Annotated in this window: 18 protein-coding genes; 1 reads left to right on the top strand and 17 read right to left on the bottom strand. The window is 69.6% G+C overall.

Annotation, left to right across the window (positions count from 1 at the left end; translation table 11 throughout):
• Window positions 1-266 precede the first annotated feature (266 nt).
• A complete protein-coding gene (locus AB0P24_RS46460) occupies window positions 267-407 on the top strand; it encodes a hypothetical protein (RefSeq protein ID WP_365805294.1) in 141 nt (46 codons plus the stop codon).
• 50 nt (window positions 408-457) lie between these two features.
• Here the strand turns inward: AB0P24_RS46460 and AB0P24_RS46455 are convergent, their stop codons facing one another.
• From AB0P24_RS46455 to rpmE, 17 genes are all read right to left on the bottom strand, one after another.
• Window positions 458-904: a DUF2550 domain-containing protein gene (locus AB0P24_RS46455; RefSeq protein ID WP_365805292.1), complete on the bottom strand. Its 447-nt coding sequence runs from the start codon at window positions 902-904 to the stop codon at window positions 458-460.
• A gap of 130 nt (window positions 905-1034) precedes the next feature.
• Window positions 1035-1409 carry a F0F1 ATP synthase subunit epsilon gene (locus tag AB0P24_RS46450; protein WP_189268499.1) on the bottom strand — a complete coding sequence of 125 codons (375 nt, stop codon included), beginning with the start codon at window positions 1407-1409 and terminating at the stop codon, window positions 1035-1037.
• A gap of 134 nt (window positions 1410-1543) precedes the next feature.
• Window positions 1544-2980 carry a F0F1 ATP synthase subunit beta gene (gene atpD, locus AB0P24_RS46445; protein ID WP_365805290.1) on the bottom strand — a complete coding sequence of 479 codons (1437 nt, stop codon included), beginning with the start codon at window positions 2978-2980 and terminating at the stop codon, window positions 1544-1546.
• Window positions 2980-3900 (bottom strand): F0F1 ATP synthase subunit gamma, encoded by a 921-nt coding sequence (locus AB0P24_RS46440; RefSeq protein ID WP_365805288.1) that lies wholly within the window; start codon window positions 3898-3900, stop codon window positions 2980-2982. The genes atpD and AB0P24_RS46440 overlap by 1 nt, the downstream gene beginning before the upstream one ends.
• Before the next feature lie 21 nt (window positions 3901-3921).
• Window positions 3922-5511: a F0F1 ATP synthase subunit alpha gene (atpA, locus tag AB0P24_RS46435; protein ID WP_365805286.1), complete on the bottom strand. Its 1590-nt coding sequence runs from the start codon at window positions 5509-5511 to the stop codon at window positions 3922-3924.
• Between the two features lie 132 nt (window positions 5512-5643).
• Window positions 5644-6465 carry a F0F1 ATP synthase subunit delta gene (locus AB0P24_RS46430; protein WP_365805284.1) on the bottom strand — a complete coding sequence of 274 codons (822 nt, stop codon included), beginning with the start codon at window positions 6463-6465 and terminating at the stop codon, window positions 5644-5646.
• Window positions 6462-7007, bottom strand: coding sequence for a F0F1 ATP synthase subunit B (locus tag AB0P24_RS46425; RefSeq protein WP_360524971.1), 546 nt, complete (start codon window positions 7005-7007; stop codon window positions 6462-6464). Before AB0P24_RS46425 ends, AB0P24_RS46430 begins: the two co-directional genes overlap by 4 nt.
• 37 nt (window positions 7008-7044) lie before the next feature.
• Complete coding sequence (atpE, locus tag AB0P24_RS46420) at window positions 7045-7296, bottom strand: ATP synthase F0 subunit C (RefSeq protein WP_093499060.1); 252 nt, start codon at window positions 7294-7296, stop codon at window positions 7045-7047.
• Between the two features lie 75 nt (window positions 7297-7371).
• A complete protein-coding gene (gene atpB, locus AB0P24_RS46415) occupies window positions 7372-8208 on the bottom strand; it encodes a F0F1 ATP synthase subunit A (protein WP_181805890.1) in 837 nt (278 codons plus the stop codon).
• Window positions 8209-8418: 210 nt separating this feature from the next.
• A complete protein-coding gene (locus AB0P24_RS46410; protein WP_365805281.1) occupies window positions 8419-8841 on the bottom strand; it encodes a hypothetical protein in 423 nt (140 codons plus the stop codon).
• Window positions 8842-9143: 302 nt separating this feature from the next.
• A complete protein-coding gene (locus AB0P24_RS46405; RefSeq protein ID WP_365805279.1) occupies window positions 9144-10541 on the bottom strand; it encodes an MraY family glycosyltransferase in 1398 nt (465 codons plus the stop codon).
• Window positions 10542-10690: 149 nt separating this feature from the next.
• The gene (gene glyA / locus AB0P24_RS46400; protein WP_365805277.1) at window positions 10691-11935 is read right to left on the bottom strand and encodes a serine hydroxymethyltransferase; all 1245 of its coding nucleotides are present in this window, start codon (window positions 11933-11935) and stop codon (window positions 10691-10693) included.
• Between the two features lie 632 nt (window positions 11936-12567).
• Window positions 12568-13251, bottom strand: coding sequence for a protein-tyrosine-phosphatase (locus AB0P24_RS46395; protein WP_365805275.1), 684 nt, complete (start codon window positions 13249-13251; stop codon window positions 12568-12570).
• Window positions 13248-13895 carry an L-threonylcarbamoyladenylate synthase gene (locus AB0P24_RS46390; RefSeq protein ID WP_351957786.1) on the bottom strand — a complete coding sequence of 216 codons (648 nt, stop codon included), beginning with the start codon at window positions 13893-13895 and terminating at the stop codon, window positions 13248-13250. The genes AB0P24_RS46395 and AB0P24_RS46390 overlap by 4 nt, the downstream gene beginning before the upstream one ends.
• A gap of 61 nt (window positions 13896-13956) precedes the next feature.
• A complete protein-coding gene (gene prmC, locus AB0P24_RS46385) occupies window positions 13957-14802 on the bottom strand; it encodes a peptide chain release factor N(5)-glutamine methyltransferase (RefSeq protein WP_365805273.1) in 846 nt (281 codons plus the stop codon).
• Between the two features lie 48 nt (window positions 14803-14850).
• Window positions 14851-15927: a peptide chain release factor 1 gene (gene prfA / locus AB0P24_RS46380; RefSeq protein WP_365805271.1), complete on the bottom strand. Its 1077-nt coding sequence runs from the start codon at window positions 15925-15927 to the stop codon at window positions 14851-14853.
• Window positions 15928-16041: 114 nt separating this feature from the next.
• Window positions 16042-16266 carry a 50S ribosomal protein L31 gene (gene rpmE, locus AB0P24_RS46375; protein WP_030049623.1) on the bottom strand — a complete coding sequence of 75 codons (225 nt, stop codon included), beginning with the start codon at window positions 16264-16266 and terminating at the stop codon, window positions 16042-16044.
• Window positions 16267-16594 lie beyond the last annotated feature (328 nt).

Here is a 16594-nt window from a genome sequence, read left to right as displayed (position 1 = left end):
GGGGCGGGCCGCCGGGCGGCCCGCGACAGCGCGTTCCAGGCCCCGCACGCCCCCCGCGTGCGCGGCGTCGGGACGTTCGGCCCCCGCCGCGGTCCGGTCGGCCGCTGAGAGACGCCCGCCGACTGGGAAGAATCGTCGTCTCAGCCGAACACCGAGCACGTCCTTCGGGGGAAGAAATGAAGCGCCACAGGTCTTACACGCCGCACCCGCCTGCCCGGTCCACGGGAGCCGAACGTCCGGGCTCCTCGCGGGCGTCCTCCCTCGGAGTGTTCACCGGGGCGACGCTCGCGGCCCTGCTGGCCGCACTGCCCGTCGACGTGACGGTGACGCTGGGCGACTCCGCGGCCCCTCCCGTCGTGGTGGTCAGTCAGGCCGAGGTCCCCAACCCGATATGCCAGGCACACTGACCCTCCCCCAGACTTCGTCCGGGGGCACCCCCCACCCAACGAGCAGGGAATCAGGCGACATTGACCCGTTGTCCGGGCGGCGCCGCCTCCAGCCACGCGAGGAAACCGGTCAAGGCGTCGTCGCTCATGGCGAGTTCGAGACGGGTGCCGCGGTGGGCGCAGGCGAGGATGACGGCGTCGGAGAGCAGGGCGAGCTCCTCCTCGCCCTCGGGCAGACGGCGGCCGGCCACCTCGATCCGGTCGCGTTCCAGGACCCGGCGGGGGCGGTAGGCGTAGGAGAAGACGCGGTACCACTCGACACTGTCGCCGTTGTAGCGGGCGACGCCGTAGCTCCAGCCCTTGCCACTGGTGTCCGGTTTCTCGGGGACCTCCCAGCGCAGGGAACAGTCGAAGGTGCCGCCGGAGCGCTGGATCAGTCTGCGGCGCAAGCCGAACAGGAAGAGTCCCACCACCACCAGCGCGACCACGATTCCGGCCACAGTCAGAGCGAGGACCATCGGCACCGACCTCCCCGTCTCCTAGGTAATGGAACGTAAAAAGACCCAGATCTACCTCAGCCGCGGCTGGGACCGGATTGGCTCCGGCCCCAGCCGCGGCTGAGTTACGTCAACGCATACGCGCAGTGTGTCAGCGCGCGGTCGCCGCCCGCAGACGGACGTCGGCGCGTCGCTCGGCGGTGGCGTCGCCCGCCGCCTTCGCACGCTCCAGCTCCCGTTCCTCGCGCTGGACGTCGATCTCGTCCGACAGCTCGGCGGTCTCCGCGAGCAGCGAGAGCTTGTTGTCCGCGAACGAGATGAAACCGCCGTGCACCGCGGCGACGACCGTTCCACCATCACTCGTACGGATGGTCACCGGGCCCGACTCCAGCACACCGAGCAGCGGCTGGTGACCGGGCATGACGCCGATGTCGCCGGACGTGGTGCGCGCGACGACCAGGGTGGCCTCGCCGGACCAGACCTGGCGGTCCGCGGCGACGAGCTCGACGTGCAGCTCAGCAGCCAAGGGTGGCTCCTCGGGTCACCACCCGGCAGGGGTGCCGGGTGTTGGGGTCAATTCTAGTAGGCGTGCGTGAGGGGGCGGGACGCGCCCGCCCCCTCACACGAAGAACTCGATGAGTCCGGAAGAACTCACGGGGTTCAGGAGACGCCCAGCTCCTTGGCGTTGGCCTTCAGGTCCTCGATGCCACCGCACAGGAAGAACGCCTGCTCCGGGAAGTGGTCGTACTCGCCGTCGATGATCGCGTTGAACGCGGCGATCGACTCGTCCAGCGGGACGTCCGACCCGTCGACGCCGGTGAACTGCTTGGCGACGTGGGTGTTCTGGGACAGGAAGCGCTCCACGCGACGGGCCCGGTGGACGGTGAGCTTGTCCTCCTCGCCCAGCTCGTCGATACCGAGGATCGCGATGATGTCCTGGAGGTCCTTGTACTTCTGGAGGACCGTCTTCACGCGCATGGCGGTGTTGTAGTGGTCCGCCGCGATGTAGCGCGGGTCCAGGATCCGGGACGTGGAGTCCAGCGGGTCCACGGCCGGGTAGATGCCCTTCTCCGAGATCGGACGGGAGAGCACCGTCGTCGCGTCGAGGTGGGCGAAGGTGGTGGCCGGGGCCGGGTCGGTCAGGTCGTCCGCGGGGACGTAGATCGCCTGCATCGAGGTGATCGAGTGACCGCGGGTCGAGGTGATGCGCTCCTGGAGGAGACCCATCTCGTCGGCCAGGTTCGGCTGGTAGCCCACCGCGGAGGGCATCCGGCCGAGCAGCGTGGAGACCTCGGAACCGGCCTGCGTGAAGCGGAAGATGTTGTCGATGAAGAACAGCACGTCCTGCTTCTGGACGTCACGGAAGTACTCGGCCATGGTGAGGCCGGCCAGCGCGACGCGCAGACGGGTGCCCGGGGGCTCGTCCATCTGGCCGAAGACCAGGGCGGTCTTGTCGATGACGCCCGACTCGGTCATCTCCTCGATGAGGTCGTTGCCCTCACGGGTGCGCTCGCCGACACCGGCGAACACGGAGACACCGTCGTGGTTGTTGGCGACGCGGTAGATCATCTCCTGGATGAGCACCGTCTTGCCGACACCGGCACCGCCGAACAGACCGATCTTTCCACCCTTGACGTACGGGGTGAGAAGGTCGATGACCTTGACGCCGGTCTCGAACATCTCGGTCTTCGACTCGAGCTCGTCGAAGTTCGGGGCCTTGCGGTGGATGGACCAGCGCTCGCCCGTGTACTGCTCGTCGACGTTCAGCACCTCACCGAGGGTGTTGAACACCTTGCCCTTGGTGAAGTCGCCGACCGGGACGGTGATGCCGTCGCCGGTGTCGGTGACCGGGGCCTGGCGGACCAGACCGTCGGTGGGCTGCATGGAGATGGTGCGGACCAGGCCGTCACCCAGGTGCTGGGCGACCTCCAGGGTCAGCGTCTTCTTCTCGCCGGCGTTGGCCGGGTCGGCCACCTCGACGTGCAACGCGTTGTAGATCTCCGGCATCGCGTCGACGGGGAACTCCACGTCGACGACCGGGCCGATGACCCGGGCGACGCGGCCCGTGGCCGTCGCGGTCTCAACAGTGGTGGTCATTAGCGGTCACTCCCCGCGGTCGCGTCGGCCAGGGCGCTGGCGCCACCGACGATCTCGCTGATTTCCTGGGTGATTTCGGCCTGGCGGGCCGCGTTGGCAAGCCGGGAGAGCGTGTTGATCAGCTCGCCCGCGTTGTCGGTGGCCGACTTCATCGCACGCCGCGTGGCAGCGTGCTTCGAAGCCGCCGACTGGAGCAGCGCGTTGTAGATGCGGCTCTCCACGTAGCGCGGCAGCAGGGCGTCGAGGACGTCCTCCGCCGAGGGCTCGAAGTCGTACAGCGGAAGGATCTCGTCGCCCTTGGCGGCGCCCTCCTCCGCGACCTCGTCGAGGCTGAGCGGCAGCAGCCGGGCGTCGAGCGCCGTCTGCGTCATCATCGACACGAACTCGGTGTAGACGATGTGGAGTTCGTCCACCCCGCCGTCCGCCGTCTCCGTCTCGATGGCCTCGATCAGCGGCGCCGCGACCTTCTTGGCGTCCGCGTACGAGGGCTCATCGGTGAAGCCCGACCACGACTCCGCGACCTTGCGCTCGCGGAAGTTGTAGTGGGCCAGACCGCGGCGGCCGACGATGTACGTGTCGACCTCCTTGCCCTCCGCCTCAAGGCGCGCCGTCAGCTGCTCGGCGGCCTTGATGGCGTTGGAGTTGAAGGCACCGGCCAGACCGCGGTCGCTCGTCAGGAGCAGCACCGCGGAACGGGTCGGCGTCTCCGCCTCGGTGGTCAGGGGGTGCTTGGTGTTCGACCCGGTACCGACCGCCGTGACCGCGCGGGTGAGCTCGGTCGCGTACGGCGCGGAGGCCCGCACCTTGCGGTGCGCCTTGACGACACGCGAGGCGGCGATCATCTCCATCGCCTTGGTGATCTTCTTGGTCGCGGTGACGGATCGGATGCGACGCTTGTAGACCCGGAGCTGGGCTCCCATGAGTCAGGTCCCTTCCTTACGTCACTTGGCCGCGGCCGGGGCGTCCTCGCCGAGAAGCTTGCCGTCCGAGGTCTCGAACTGCTTCTTGAACTCGGCGATGGCGTCGGCAACAGCGGTGAGGGTGTCGTCCGACATCTTGCCGCCCTCCTTGATGGAGGTCATGAGGCCCTGCTCCTTGCGGTGCAGGTACTCAAGCAGCTCCTTCTCGAAGCGGCGGATGTCGGTGACCGGGACGTCGTCCATCTTGCCGGTGGTACCGGCCCACACGGAGACGACCTGGTCCTCGGTGGACATCGGCTGGTACTGAGCCTGCTTGAGCAGCTCGACCAGGCGCTGACCACGCTCCAGCTGGGACTTCGACGCGGCGTCCAGGTCGGAACCGAAGGCGGCGAACGCCTCCAGCTCGCGGTACTGGGCGAGGTCCAGACGGAGGCGGCCGGAGACCTGCTTCATCGCCTTGTGCTGCGCGGAACCACCGACTCGGGAGACGGAGATACCGACGTTCAGCGCGGGGCGCTGACCGGCGTTGAACAGGTCCGACTCCAGGAAGCACTGGCCGTCGGTGATGGAGATGACGTTGGTCGGGATGAACGCCGAGACGTCGTTGGCCTTGGTCTCGACGATCGGCAGACCGGTCATCGAACCGGCACCCATGTCGTCGGAGAGCTTCGCGCAGCGCTCCAGCAGACGGGAGTGCAGGTAGAAGACGTCACCCGGGTAGGCCTCACGGCCCGGCGGGCGGCGCAGCAGCAGGGAGACGGCGCGGTAGGCGTCGGCCTGCTTCGAGAGGTCGTCGAAGATGATGAGGACGTGCTTGCCGTCGTACATCCAGTGCTGGCCGATGGCCGAGCCGGTGTACGGCGCCAGGTACTTGAAGCCGGCCGGGTCGGACGCCGGGGCGGCGACGATGGTCGTGTACTCCAGCGCGCCGGCCTCTTCGAGGGCGCTACGCACGGAGGCGATGGTCGAGCCCTTCTGGCCGATGGCGACGTAGACGCAGCGGACCTGCTTCTTCGGGTCGCCCGAGCGCCAGTTGTCGCGCTGGTTGATGATCGTGTCGACGGCCAGGGCGGTCTTGCCGGTCTGGCGGTCACCGATGATCAGCTGGCGCTGGCCGCGGCCGACCGGGGTCATCGCGTCGACGGCCTTGTAGCCGGTCTCCATCGGCTCGTGCACCGACTTGCGCTGCATGACGCCGGGAGCCTGCAGCTCCAGGGCGCGGCGGCCGGACGTCTCGATCTCGCCGAGGCCGTCGATCGGGTTGCCGAGCGGGTCGACGACGCGGCCGAGGTAGCCCTCGCCGACCGCGACGGAGAGGACCTCACCGGTGCGCTGCACCGGCTGACCCTCCTCGATGCCGCTGAACTCACCGAGGACGATGGCGCCGATCTCGCGCTCTTCCAGGTTGAGCGCGAGGCCGAGGGTGCCGTCCTCGAACTTCAGCAGTTCGTTGGCCATGGCCGAGGGCAGGCCCTCGACCTTCGCGATGCCGTCGCCGGCAAGGGTGACCGTACCGACCTCCTCGCGCGAGGCCGCGTCCGGCTTGTACGACTGGACGAAGTTCTCCAGCGCGTCCCGGATCTCCTCCGGCCGGATCGTGAGCTCCGCCATCTGGGTTCCCTGCTCTCCTTGTTGGGCCCGAAGTTTCACTTGGGGGGTCTGGGGGCGACCCCCAGGATTCTTCTTGTACGGCCCAACCAGGGCCGTCGTGAGTACGTACTGCTCTTCTCGTGTACCGGGGTGCTAGCTCGCCATGCGGCGGGCCGCGTCCTCCAGCCGGTCCGCGATGGAACCGTTGATGACCTCGTCACCGACCTGCACCCGGATCCCGCCGACGACCTCGGGGTCGACGTCGAGGTTGAGGTGCATCGTGCGGCCGTAGAGCTTCGCGAGGGCGGCGCCCAGGCGCTGCTTCTGCGGTTCGCTGAGCGGGACCGCCGAGGTGACGACGGCGACGACGCGGTTGCGGCGCTCCGCGGCCAGCTTGGACAGGGCTTCCAGCCCCGCTTCCAGGCTACGTCCCCGCGGCGCGGTCACAAGGCGCGTGACCAGACGCTCGGTGACCGGCCTGGCACGGCCGCCGAGCAGCCGGTGCAGCAGCTCGGTCTTGGCCGCGGTGCCTGCCTTGCGGTCGGTGAGCGCGGCGCGCAGCTCGGTGTTCGAGGAGATGATCCGGCCGAACCGGAACAGCTCGTCCTCGGCGTCGTCCAGGGTGCCGGACCTCTCCGCGGCCGTCAGGTCGGCGGTGTTCGCCAGCTCCTCCAGCGCGTCCACCAGATCGCGGGACTGCGACCAGCGGGAGCGGACCAGGCCGGACACCACGTCGGCGGTGGTCCCGGAGACCTGGCCGCCGATCAGGCGCCGGACCAGCTCGGCCTTGGCCTCGCCGGACTGCGCCGGGTCGGTGAGGACCCGGCGCAGGCCTCCCTCGCGGTCGAGCAGCGCGGTGACGGCCGTCAGCTCGTCGGCGAGCCGCGTCGCGTCCACGGACGTGGAGTCCGTCAGCGCGTCGAGGCGCTCACGTGCGGCTGCCAGTGCCCCGCGGCTCGCTCCGTGCGCTGTCATCGAGCCGCCTCTGCCTTCTCCTCAAGCTCGTCGAGGAAGCGGTCGATCACGCGGCTCTGACGGGCGTGGTCCTCCAGGGACTCACCCACGAGCTTGCCGGCCAGGTCGGTGGCCAGCTGGCCGACGTCCTGACGCAGCGCCTGCGCGGCGGACTTGCGGTCGGCCTCGATCTGCGCGTGACCGGCGGCGACGATCTCCTCACGCTGCCGCTGGCCCTCGGCGCGCATCTCGGCGATGAGCGCGGCGCCCTGCTCCTGAGCCTCCTGGCGCAGGCGCGCGGCCTCGTGCCGGGCCTCGGCCAGCTGCGCCTTGTACTGCTCAAGGACGCTCTGAGCCTCGGTCTGCGCGGCCTCGGCCTTCTCGATACCGCCCTCGATCGCCTCGCGGCGCTGCTCCAGAACCTTGTTGATGTTCGGAAGGAGCTTCTTGGCGAGGAAGCCGAAGACGATGACGAAGGCGATGAGGCCGATGACGAGCTCTGGGATCGGCGGGATGAGGGGGTTTTCGGCCTCCTCAGCCGCGAGCTGAACCAGGGGGCTCATATCAGTGCCTTTCGTCTATTGGTGCGCGACGGTCGGGTCAGGAGGTCGGGTAGACGAACGGCATGACCAGACCGATCAGGGCGAGCGCCTCACAGAAGGCGAAGCCGAGGATCTGGTTGGCGCGGATGAGGCCGGCAGCCTCGGGCTGACGGGCGAGCGCCTGCGTGCCGTTGCCGAAGATGATGCCGATGCCGACGCCCGGGCCGATCGCGGCGAGGCCGTAACCGATCGAGCCGAGGTTGCCCTTGATCTGGGTGGCGGCGAGGGTGGCCTGCGCAAGAGCGGACATGCCGGTTCTTCCTTCTCTTTCAATGACCGGTGGGGGTTGGCCACCGGATGACTGGGTGAGTGGTCAGGTTGGCGCTCAGTGGTGCTCGGCGAGCGCGCCCTGGATGTAGCTGCAGGTCAGCAGTACGAAGACGTAGGCCTGGACAGCCTGGATGAAGAGCTCGAAGGCGGTCATCACGAGGACCATGACGAACGAGACACCGGAGTAGGCGATGCCGATGCCGTTCAGCATGTACCAGCTGGCGATCGTGAAGAGCAGCAGCAGGGTGTGACCGGCGAACATGTTCGCGAAGAGTCGCACGGCGTGGGTGAACGGCCGGACGATGAGGTTCGAGAAGAACTCGATCGTCATCGACAGCGGCAGCACCGCGCCGAGCGTCTTGTCGTAGCCGGTGACGTTCTTGAAGAAGCCGACGAAACCCTGGCGCTTGAAGGTGAGCGCGACCCACGTGATGTAGACGATGGCGGCCAGGGCCGCGGGGTACGAGATGATCGCGGTGACCGGGAACTGGGCGACCGGGATGATCGACCAGAGGTTCATCATCCAGATGAAGAAGAACAGCGAGACGACGAACGGAACGTACTTCTCGCCTTCCTTCTTGCCGATGGTCTCGTAGACGACGCCGCGCCGGACGAAGTCGTAGCCGGTCTCGGCGATCATCTGGAGCTTGCCCGGGACGACCTTCGGCTTGGCGAAGGCGGCCCAGAAGAAGCCCACGATGACGATCGACCCGAGCAGCGCCAGCAGCATCGTCTTGTTGAAGTACAGGTTGCTGTCCGCGTCGCCGAAGAGCGGCTTGAACAGGAACGAGTGGAGGCCCGGAGCCGGGAAGCCACACCCGTCGAACAGGTGACAGCTCGTGTCGAAAGCGAGCGTCTGCGTCGGGTCAGCACTCACCGCGGGCTCCTTCATCGTGGCGCATGGGTACGGCAACCTCGTTGTGTCGGCGCGGCGCAGGGCCGCGGTTCGGCACGGGACTGGTGTTACGGATGTGGGGGCGGCTGGGGGGCATCTCGCCTCGCGATTGAGCAGGCGTCAGCTCAGATGCCCGCGCCCGCGATGCCGCAGTTGGCACCGGACGATAGCAGCATCTCTCGTGCGCCTTTATCCCGGCCCTACCTCTCACGACGCATGCCCGGTCTTCTCGGCCCTGTCGGGTTCGACGTAGAGGATCTTGGCCTTCATGTGGGCACGGGTCTGCGCGGCGATCCACGTGAGCGTGGCGACCACGAGCGTGATGGCGAAGGCCCGGGGGTTGAACAGCGTCGTGTTCTTGAAGACGGCCATGAAGACGATCAGCAGCAGCAACTGCGCCGCGTAGAGCATCAGGCCCATCATCTGGAACAGCTGGGGAAACGACTTGGCGGTGCGCTGCAGGACGTAGAGACCGATCCCCATGAAGAGGATCACGATCACCGTCCCGACGACCGCCCCGATCGCCCCCTTGCCGCCCGCGACCACCCCGCCGACGACGGCGGCGAGCACGCCGACGGCGGCCGTGGGTACGGCGGCCTGGGCCAGGTTCCGGGCGTCATTGGACGGCATGGCGGCAACTCCGCTTTCACAGGGGGGCAGGTGTCGTCATGGACGAGCGTAGTCCCGGTCGGAGGGTCGAAGACCTCACGCTGACGGACCGTCGCAGTCGGGTCCTTCGACTCTGTCCGGGGTTCTCGTGAACCGTATCACAAACTATTTGATGAGGTCTTTACCTGGTAGGTGTGCTTGCTGTCACACATGAGAGTGACTCTGCCCGCCTGAGCGATAACCGGACCGTTGTGTCTGGTATTGAGGGTCTTTGCTCCCCCACGACTTGGCAATGCTCTAGTCAGATTCTTACCTTGGCGAGGTCAGCGGGAGGTCTTGGAAGTGCGCCGGTCCAGGAGGCGGGAACGGGCGCCGAGGGCGGTCGCGCCGTTGACCGAGGCCGTGGTGACGCCGTTCACCGGGGCCGCTCCGGCGGCCACCGGGGAGCGGTGCTCGTCGCACGGCTTCTCCGGCTCCTCCGGCTCCTGCGGCTCGACGGAGGCCTCCGTCTGCAAAGCCGCCGCCGCCGGTTCGGCGGCCGCCGCGGTGTGCCCCCGGCGCCGGTAGCGCGGCGGCACGAAGGCCTGCGCCCACATCGGGGCGCGCGGCGTGAACCTCGGCAGCAGGAGCAGCCCCAGGCCGACCGCGCTGAGGATCGCCACGCCGAGCACGATCCACATGGAGGCCGAGTTCACCGAGTAGGCCAGCGTGCCGAAGCCGATCAGCGCCGACCAGAAGTACATGATCAGCACGGCCCGGCTGTGCGAGTGGCCGATCTCCAGGAGCCGGTGGTGCAGGTGCCCGCGGTCCGCCGCGAACGGCGACTGGCCGCGCCAGGTGCGCCGCACGATCGCCAGGACCAGGTCGGCGGCCGGCACCGCGATGATGGTCAGCGGCAGGAGCAGCGGGATGTAGACCGGCACCGTCTGGTGCACGGCGTTGCGCTCGGACCCGGCGAACAGGTTCATCACGTCCGGGTCGACCTGACCGGTGATCGAGATCGCGCCCGCGGCCAGCACCAGCCCGATCAGCATCGAGCCCGAGTCACCCATGAAGATCCGCGCCGGATGGATGTTGTGCGGCAGGAAGCCCAGGCACATGCCCATCAGGATCGCCGCGAACAGCGTCGCCGGGGCGGCGGCCTCGATGCCGTACGAGTACCAGATGCGGTAGGCGTACAGGAAGAACGCCGCGGCCGCGATGCACACCATGCCGGAGGCCAGACCGTCCAGGCCGTCGACGAAGTTCACCGCGTTGATCGTGATGACGACGAGAGCGACCGTCAGCAGCGTGCCCTGCCACGGGGTCAGGGCCACGTTGCCGACGCCCGGGACGGGCAGCCACAGGATCGTCAGGCCCTGCATGACCATGACGCCCGCGGCGATCATCTGACCGCCCAGCTTGATCAGCGCGTCGATCTCGAACTTGTCGTCGAGCACACCGATCAGCCAGATCAGCGCCGCGCCGGAGAGCAGCGCCCGCGGCTCGTTCGACTTGGCGAAGACCTCGTTGAGGTTGGACATGTGGTCGGCGACCAGCAGCCCCGCGCACAGGCCGAAGAACATCGCGATCCCGCCGAGCCGCGGAGTGGGCTCCCGGTGCACGTCACGCGCCCGGATCTCCGGCATGGCCCCCGCCACGATCGCGAACTTCCGCACCGGCCCTGTCAGCAGGTACGTCACCGCGGCCGTGATGCAGAGCGTCAGCAGGTATTCACGCACAGGCTTCCCCACATGTCTCGCTGGCCATCACAGCCCCACACCCTAGCGAGGGACGCATATGTATGGGGACTTCCGGGTAGCGACGATGGTTGCACGTGCGGCTGTGAGCCGGGCGTACAACGCGAGCACGACGCTGCGCCTACCCCGTCTCAGCGGGGATACGGCGGAAATCTACCGGTGAGCTCCCGCACCTCGTCACGCGCCCTCCCCACGTCTGTGACACCGCGCACCACGCCCGCCAGCAACGCCGCGATCCGGGTCATCTCCGCCTCCCCCATGCCCTGCGTGGTCACGGCGGCGGTGCCCAGCCGCAGGCCCCGGGAGTCGCCGTGCGGCAGGGCGCAGCAGTCCAGCACGATCCCGGCGGCCGCGAGCCGCCCCCGGGCGACCCGGCCCTCGGCCCCGAGCGGCGCGGGGTCGGCGGTGATCAGATGCGTGTCGGTGCCCCCGGTCGTGACGACCAGCCCCTCCTGCTCCAGCCGGGCCGCGAGAACCCTCGCGTTGGCGACCACCTGGTGGGCGTACGCGGTGTACGCCGGTGTGGCCGCCTCTCCGAACGCGACCGCCTTCGCGGCGATGGTGTGCATCTGCGCGCCGCCCTGGGTGAACGGGAACACCGCGCGGTCGAGCCGCTCGGCCAGCTCGGGCGCACCGCACAGCAGCATGCCGCCGCGCGGGCCGCGCAGCACCTTGTGCGTGGTCGCGCACACGACGTCGGCGTACGGCACCGGGTTCGGCGCGGCGCCGCCGGCGACCAGCCCGATGGGATGCGCGGCGTCGGCGATCAGGTAGGCGCCCACCTCGTCGGCGACCTCGCGGAAGAAGGCGTAGTCGATGTGGCGTGGATAGGCGATGGACCCGCACACGATCGCCTTGGGCCGGTGGCTGCGGGCCAGCGCCCGCACCTGGTCGTGGTCGATGAGCCCGCTCTCGGCGTCCACCCCGTACCCGACGAAGTCGAACCAGCGGCCGGAGAAGTTGGCCGGCGAGCCGTGCGTGAGATGACCGCCGTAGGGTAGCCCCAGGGCGAGCACGGTGTCCCCGGGCCGCAGCAGCGCGGCATACGCGGCCAGCACGGCGGACGAGCCCGAATGGGGCTGCACATTGGCGTGCGCGGCGCCGAACAGGGCCCTGGCCCGGTCGACGGCGAGCCGCTCGGCGACGTCCGCGAACTCGCAGCCGCCGTGGTACCGGGCGCCCGGATACCCCTCGGCGTACTTGTTGGCGAGCGCCGACCCCAGCGCCGCCAGCACGGCCGGCGAGGTGAAGTTCTCGGCGGCGATCAGCTGCAACGACGTCGACTGCCGCGCCAGCTCCCCCAGCAGGACCTCGGCCAGCTCCGGGTCCTGCCGCCGCAGCAGATCGCCCTCGACGAGGGCGGAGGTGACCGACATGAGGGGCTCCGGGCGGTCGACGGTGACGTATGACCAATGTAGGCCCGGTATGGGGTGGATGCGCGGTTTGTGCGTACGGGCGTGGTGCGGGGGGTTTCGCGGCCGGAGGGGTGGTTGCGGAGGGTCGCGCGACCGCGGGTGCGTGGGGGTTGCCCGCGCAGTTCCCCGCGCCCCTTACGGGGCGCTTCGCCACCGCCGTGGGCACGCGCCACCGCCAACCACCGTAGGCAGGCGTCATCGCCACCGCCGCGGGCATCCGCCACCGCCACCACCGCGGGCACGCGCCACCGCCACCGCCGTGAGCAGGCGCCACCGCCACCACTGCGGACATCCGCCACCGCCAACACCCTGAGCAGGCGCCACCCCCACCACCCTGAGCAGGCGCCACCGCCACCACCGCGGACATCCGCCACCCCCACCACCGCGGGCATCCGCCACCCCCACCACCGCGGGCACGCGCCACCGCCACCACCGCGGACATCCGCCACCCCCACCACCGTGAGCAGGCGCCACCGCCACCACCGCGGGCAGGCGCCACCGCTACCGCCGTGGGCAGGCGTTCCGCAGGGCGGAACGGGTGGGCACGGCCTGCAGGGCCGGGTGCCGGTGTGAGAGACGTCAGGAGCAGGGGGTCACATCCGCGCCGGCACCCCTGTCAGCGCCGTGACCACCGGGTCCAGCGCCTCGTGTATCTCGTCCCCGATCGACCGGAAGAACGGCAGCGGGGCCCCGTACGGGTCGTAGACCTCGTCCGCCTCCGCCGTAGGCGCCAGCAGCCACCCGCGCAGCGCCGCCGCGGCCCGCACAAGCGCACGCGCGCGGACCACCACGCCGTCGGAGAGCGGCGGCAGCGTCGCCGGGTCTATCGCGCGGACCAGCCGGGTGAACTCCTTCAGCGTGAAGGTGCGCAGACCCGCCGAGTGCCCCATGGAGATGACCTGGGCGCGGTGGTCACGGGTGGCGGTCAGCACCAGGTCGGCCCGGATCACGTGCTCGTCGAGCAGTTCGCGGCCCACGAAGCCGGAGGCGTCCGCGCCGAAGTCGGCGAGCACGGCCTCCGCGTTGGCTTCCATGGGCGCGCCCTCATGGCCCCAGGTGCCCGCGCTCTCCACGACCAGCCCGCCGCCCAGAAAGGCGCCGAGCCGGTCCGTCACGAGATGGCGGGTCAGCCGTTCGGTGATCGGCGAGCGGCACACGTTGCCGGTGCTGACGTGGAGGATGCGGAAGCTGTCGCGAGGCAGCCCCACGAACGTCGTCGTGATCTCCGCCGCGCTTTCCCCGTTGCCTATGCCACGCCCCGCGTCAGGGGCTGTCAATTCGCCACCTCAAGGTCGGGTACGACCTTCCGCAGCTCCTCCGCCGAGATCGCGCCCGCGCGCAGCAGCAACGGAACTTCGCGGGTGACGTCGACGATCGACGAGGGCACGTTGCCGGGGGTCGGACCGCCGTCGAGGTACACGGAGACGGAGTCGCCGAGCATCTCCTGCGCGGCGTCACAGGTCTCTGGGGCCGGGTGCCCGGTGAGGTTGGCGGAGGAGACGGCCATCGGGCCGACCTCGGTGAGCAGTTCGATGGCGACGGGGTGCAGGGGCATCCGGACGGCCACCGTCCCCCTGGTGTCCCCCAGGTCCCACTGCAGGGACGGCTGGTGCTTGGCGACCAGCGTGAGGGCGCCCGGCCAGAACGCGTCGACGAGTTCCCAGGCCAGCTCGGAGAAGTCGGTGACGAGACCGTGAAGCGTGTTCGGGGACCCGATCAGCACAGGGGTGGGCATGTTGCGGCCCCGGCCCTTGGCGTCCAGGAGGTCGGCGACCGCCTCCGAGGTGAACGCGTCGGCGCCGATGCCGTACACCGTGTCGGTCGGCAGCACCACCAGTTCGCCCCGGCGGACGGCGGACGCGGCCTCGCGCAGACCCGTCACGCGGTCGGTCGCGTCGTTGGTGTCGTATCGCCGTGCCATGTCTAGCGGGCCTCCTCGTACACGTAATTCTGGACTTCGGAAAACACTGCCTGCGGGGTGCTCACGGCAGCGCCTTGCGGGCGGTCGCGAAGCGGGGGCGCTTGTTGAGGTCCGGGTGGTCGGCCGCGTCGGCCCAGCCCCGCTCCTCGGTGAAGATCCACGGCACCTGGCCGCCCTGGGTGTCGGCGTGCTCGATGACGACGACACCGCCGGGGCGCAGCAGCCGGTGCGCGGTGCGTTCGATGCCCCGGATCAGGTCGAGGCCGTCCTCGCCGGAGAACAGGGCCAGTTCCGGGTCGTAGTCGCGGGCCTCGGGGGCGACGTACTCCCATTCGGTGAGCGGGATGTACGGAGGGTTGGAGATGACCAGGTCGACATGGCCGTCGAGGTCGTGGAAGGCGTCCAGGGCGTCTCCCTGGCGCAGGTCGACCCGGGAGCCCGCCATGTTCTTACGGGTCCACTGGAGCGCCTCCTCGGACAGCTCCACGGCGTGTACGCGCGAGCGCGGGACCTCCTGGGCGAGGGCGAGCGCGATGGCGCCGGAGCCGGTGCACAGGTCGACGATGCGGGGCTCGACCACGTCCATGGCACGCACGGCGTCTATGGCCCAGCCGACGACGGACTCGGTCTCGGGGCGCGGCACGAACACGCCAGGACCCACCTGGAGTTCGAGGTACCGGAAGTACGCCCGCCCGGTGATGTGCTGGAGCGGCTCACGCTGCTCCCGGCGGGCGATGACCTCCCAGTAACGGGCGTCGAAGTCGGAGTCCTTGACGGAGTGCAGCGCGCCCCGCTTCACGCCGTGCACGAACGCGGCGAGTTCCTCCGCGTCGGTGCGCGGCGAGGGCACGCCGGCGTCGGCCAGCCGCTGGGTGGCCTGGGCCACCTCGGCGAGCAGCAGGTTCACGCTGGTCCTCCGTGTCGTAACTCGTACGTGCGTACGTGCGGACGTGCCTTACGCGGCCGCGAGCTTGGCGGCCGAGTCCGCGTCGACGCAGGCCTGGATCACCGCGTCGAGGTCGCCGTCCAGTACCTGGTCCAGGTTGTACGCCTTGAAGCCCACGCGGTGGTCCGAAATGCGATTCTCCGGGAAGTTGTACGTGCGGATCTTCTCGGAGCGGTCGACGGTGCGGACCTGGCTGCGGCGGGCGTCGGCGGCCTCCTTCTCCGCCTCCTCCTGCGCCGCGGCGAGCAGCCTGGAGCGCAGGATACGCAGAGCCTGCTCCTTGTTCTGCAGTTGGCTCTTCTCGTTCTGGCAGGAGGCGACGACTCCGGTCGGAAGGTGCGTGATGCGCACGGCGGAGTCGGTGGTGTTGACGGACTGCCCGCCGGGACCGGAGGACCGGTAGACGTCGATCCGGAGGTCGTTCGGGTTGATCTCGACGTCGACCTCCTCCGCCTCCGGCGTGACGAGCACACCGGCCGCGGAGGTGTGGATACGGCCCTGGGACTCGGTCGCCGGCACGCGCTGCACGCGGTGCACACCGCCCTCGTACTTCAGCCGCGCCCAGACGCCATGCCCGGGCTCGGTGGCGCCCTGCCCGCCCTTGGTCTTCACGGCGACCTGGACGTCCTTGTAGCCGCCGAGTTCGGACTCGGTGGCGTCGATGATCTCGGTCTTCCAGCCGACGCGCTCGGCGTACCGCAGGTACATGCGCAGCAGGTCACCCGCGAACAGCGCCGACTCGTCGCCGCCGGCCCCCGCCTTGATCTCCAGGATGACGTCCTTGTCGTCGGACGGGTCCCGGGGCACGAGCAGCAGCCGCAGCTTCTCGGTGAGCTCCTCGCGCTGCTTGTCCAGCACCTTGACCTCGGCGGCGAAGTCGGGGTCGTCGGCGGCCAGTTCACGCGCGGTCTCCATGTCGTCGCCGGTCTGCTTCCAGGAGCGGTACGTGGCGACGATCGGGGTGAGTTCGGCGTAGCGCTTGTTCAGCTTGCGCGCGTTGGCCTGGTCGGCGTGGACCGACGGGTCGGCGAGCTTCTTCTCCAGGTCTGCGTGCTCGACGACGAGTTCCTCGACGGCCTCGAACATTTTTGGCTCCTGATACTGCTGCGGCGTACGGAAGGGAAGGCGGGCGACCAAAAACGCCGGTCCCGGGCACACCCCTCGCAGGGGCGTGACCGTGGACCGGCGAAATGGGGCTCGCTACTTCTTGGAGCCGGCGGCAGCCTTGCCGAAGCGGGCCTCGAAGCGGGCCACACGGCCACCGGTGTCGAGGATCTTCTGCTTGCCCGTGTAGAACGGGTGGCACTCGGAGCAGACCTCGGCGCGGATGGTGCCGCTGGTGATCGTGCTACGGGTGGTGAACGACGCGCCACAGGTGCAGCTGACCTGCGTCTCGACGTACTCGGGGTGGATCTCGCGCTTCAAGGTGTCTCCTAGGTATCGGGAGGGCACCGGGTCGCCTTCGCGGGCTTGCGGGGCGTGAACCGGGGCCGACGTATCAGTCTGCCAGGACTGACCGCATCCCCCAAAACCGGGGGGCTTCGATCTTTATTCCGGGGGGTGAGGGAGGCTGCGCCTACGGGGGTGGGGCGGATTCGCCGTGGGCGCGCGCGGCTCGTACGTGGCTGGTCGCGCAGTTCCCCGCGCCCCTTCAGGGGCGCGGGGCTGTATCGATGTGCGGCTCCGCCGCGCGGGCGCGCCCCCCCCCCCCCCCCCCCCGCCCCGGCCCCCCCCCCCCCCCGCCCCGGCCCCC

Origin of the sequence: Streptomyces sp. NPDC086519 (assembly GCF_040686075.1) — a bacterium.
Taxonomy (GTDB): Bacteria; Actinomycetota; Actinomycetes; order Streptomycetales; family Streptomycetaceae; genus Streptomyces; species Streptomyces shenzhenensis.
The sequence above is the reverse complement of the archived record's forward strand: the minus strand, read 5'-3'. Positions and strand labels throughout refer to the sequence as shown.

Coding starts and splice junctions, on each gene's coding strand:
- prfA (WP_365805271.1), bottom strand. CDS start 15,927: ATGTTCGAGGCCGTCGAGGAACTCGTCGTCGAGCACGCAGACCTGGAG.
- AB0P24_RS46390 (WP_351957786.1), bottom strand. CDS start 13,895: ATGGCACGGCGATACGACACCAACGACGCGACCGACCGCGTGACGGGT.
- atpA (WP_365805286.1), bottom strand. CDS start 5,511: ATGGCGGAGCTCACGATCCGGCCGGAGGAGATCCGGGACGCGCTGGAG.
- atpE (WP_093499060.1), bottom strand. CDS start 7,296: ATGTCCGCTCTTGCGCAGGCCACCCTCGCCGCCACCCAGATCAAGGGC.
- AB0P24_RS46425 (WP_360524971.1), bottom strand. CDS start 7,007: ATGAGCCCCCTGGTTCAGCTCGCGGCTGAGGAGGCCGAAAACCCCCTC.
- AB0P24_RS46440 (WP_365805288.1), bottom strand. CDS start 3,900: ATGGGAGCCCAGCTCCGGGTCTACAAGCGTCGCATCCGATCCGTCACC.
- atpD (WP_365805290.1), bottom strand. CDS start 2,980: ATGACCACCACTGTTGAGACCGCGACGGCCACGGGCCGCGTCGCCCGG.
- AB0P24_RS46410 (WP_365805281.1), bottom strand. CDS start 8,841: ATGCCGTCCAATGACGCCCGGAACCTGGCCCAGGCCGCCGTACCCACG.
- AB0P24_RS46430 (WP_365805284.1), bottom strand. CDS start 6,465: ATGACAGCGCACGGAGCGAGCCGCGGGGCACTGGCAGCCGCACGTGAG.
- atpB (WP_181805890.1), bottom strand. CDS start 8,208: ATGAAGGAGCCCGCGGTGAGTGCTGACCCGACGCAGACGCTCGCTTTC.
- AB0P24_RS46455 (WP_365805292.1), bottom strand. CDS start 904: ATGGTCCTCGCTCTGACTGTGGCCGGAATCGTGGTCGCGCTGGTGGTG.
- glyA (WP_365805277.1), bottom strand. CDS start 11,935: ATGTCGGTCACCTCCGCCCTCGTCGAGGGCGATCTGCTGCGGCGGCAG.